We start from the raw sequence: 2,123 nt of genomic DNA on the forward strand, positions 1-2,123 counted from the left end.
CAAGGGCCGGCTGAACGGTCATGCAGTGCGGGTGCCGTTGCTGAATGCTTCGCTGACCGATTGTGTGTTCGAAGTAGAGCGCGAAACCACCGCCGAAGAAGTTAATGCCTTCTTCAAATCCGCGGCCGAAGGCGATCTGAAGGGCATTTTGGGCTACGAAACCCGCCCTTTGGTGTCCACCGATTACACCAATGACGAACGGTCTTCGATCATAGATGCGCCGTCGACCATGGTGGTGAACGGAACTCAGGTGAAAATCTATGCGTGGTACGATAACGAGATGGGTTATGCCCATCGTCTGGTTGATGTTGCGCTGATGGTTGGGTCCGCGCTGTGACCGAACGGCCCGAGGGGCTTTCGGCCTATATCGCGGTTACTGCGGCCTATTGGGCCTTTATGCTGACCCATGGGGCCTTGCGGATGCTGGTGCTGTTGCACTTTCATACGCTGGGTTACTCACCAGTACAGCTGGCCTATCTGTTTGTGTTGTATGAAATCGCCGGGATGGTGACGAACCTTGCAGCGGGTTGGATCGCGGCGCGGTTTGGTTTGACGTCGACACTTTTTGCCGGGCTCGGACTACAGGTCGTGGCGCTGCTGGCGCTGACACAACTAGACCCTAACTGGGCGATTGGCGCGTCTGTGGCCTTTGTCATGATCGTACAAGGGGCAAGTGGGGTCGCGAAGGATCTGGCCAAGATGTCCTCGAAATCCGCCGTCAAACTGCTGGCCCCCACAGACGGTGGCGGTCTGTTCCGTTGGGTTGCCGTGCTGACCGGGTCGAAGAATGCCGTCAAAGGTCTGGGCTTTCTTTTGGGGGCTGCGGTGCTGGCCGTCTTGGGCTTCACTTGGGCTGTACTGATCATGGCGCTTGTGCTGGCGGTGATCCTGCTTGCCGTGATCCTGTTCATGCCACCAGGCCTGCCCAAGGGGCGCAAGGGCGCCAAGTTCTCCGAAGTGTTCTCAAAATCCGCAAACGTCAACTGGCTGTCAGCGGCCCGTGTTTTTCTGTTTGGTGCAAGGGATGTGTGGTTTGTCGTCGGCATTCCGATCTATTTCTATGCTGTCCTGTCCGACGGCACGGAAGACGGCAACCGTGCGGCCTTTTTTATGATCGGCACCTTCATGGCGATCTGGATTATCCTGTACGGGGCAGTGCAGGCCAATGCCCCCAAAATCCTGCAGGCCGCGGATCGGACCGAAGGCGATCTGATCCGCGCTGCCCGCAGCTGGGCAGCGGTCCTTTTCTGTGTTCCTGCGGCTCTAGCACTGGCTGTTTGGGTGTCATCCGGCCCTGAGACATGGTTGACGCTCACGCTGGTTCTCGGCCTGTTGGTCTTTGGGGCGATCTTCGCCGTCAATTCCTCGCTGCATTCCTACCTGATTCTCGCTTTCACCAAATCCGAGCGGGTCACTATGGATGTTGGCTTCTACTATATGGCCAACGCGACAGGACGCCTTTTGGGCACTGTCTTGTCAGGTTTCACCTATCAGCTCGGAGGTCTGCCGCTTGTGCTGGGTACCGCCTCGGTGATGGTGGGGCTGGCCGCGCTGACGTCGGGCAAGCTGACCGATCAAACAACAGAGGCTTACTCATGAGCATCTTCGAACGTTACCTGACCCTCTGGGTGTCTTGGCCCCCTAAAACTGTGCCACAGTTGGCTTAGTTTTGGAGACGGGATTGATGGCGCGGAAACGGTATTCGGACGAAGATATTCTGCGGCTTTTGCGCGAGATTGAGCTGGGCCTGGCATCTGGTTCGGATGTCGCGACGGCGTGCAGAACGGCTGGTGTCAGTGATGCGACCTATTACACATGGCGCAAGCGGTTTGGTGGGATGGGACGATCTGAGATGGCCAATCTGAAGGCGCTGCAGAAAGAGAATGATCGGCTCAAGAAAATCGTGGCTGAGCTTGAACTGGACAAACTCATTCTCAAGGAGAGCCTTGATTATCTAAAGCCAAAGGCCTGACGGCAGACCAGCTTCGTCAGGCCGTGGTCCACACCCGACAAAAGCTGGCAACCTCTGAACGGCGCACCTGTCGCGTGATTGGATTGGCGCGGAGCACGCTGCAATACCGCGCAGCGCCAAAGGATGATGAGGCGTTACGTCTGGCGATGAT

General features: G+C 57.2%; 2 protein-coding genes and 1 pseudogene. All 3 read left to right on the top strand.

Translation table 11 applies throughout. The annotated features are described in order from the left end of the window. A pseudogene (locus ACRZ95_RS22795) lies at positions 1 to 337 on the top strand (ArsJ-associated glyceraldehyde-3-phosphate dehydrogenase); the annotation flags it as partial. Further along, complete coding sequence (arsJ, locus tag ACRZ95_RS22800; protein ID WP_480555656.1) at positions 334 to 1,599, top strand: organoarsenical effux MFS transporter ArsJ; 1,266 nt, start codon at positions 334 to 336, stop codon at positions 1,597 to 1,599. The pseudogene ACRZ95_RS22795 and the gene arsJ, both read left to right, overlap by 4 nt. Before the next feature lie 85 nt (positions 1,600 to 1,684). Beyond that, positions 1,685 to 1,972 carry a transposase gene (locus ACRZ95_RS22805; protein ID WP_480425685.1) on the top strand — a complete coding sequence of 96 codons (288 nt, stop codon included), beginning with the start codon at positions 1,685 to 1,687 and terminating at the stop codon, positions 1,970 to 1,972. Positions 1,973 to 2,123: the final 151 nt, after the last annotated feature.

The organism is Ruegeria sp. AI3 (assembly GCF_056541245.1).

Excerpts from the sequence above, each read along its gene's own strand:
- ACRZ95_RS22805 (WP_480425685.1), top strand. The coding sequence starts at position 1,685 with ATGGCGCGGAAACGGTATTCGGACGAAGATATTCTGCGGCTTTTGCGC.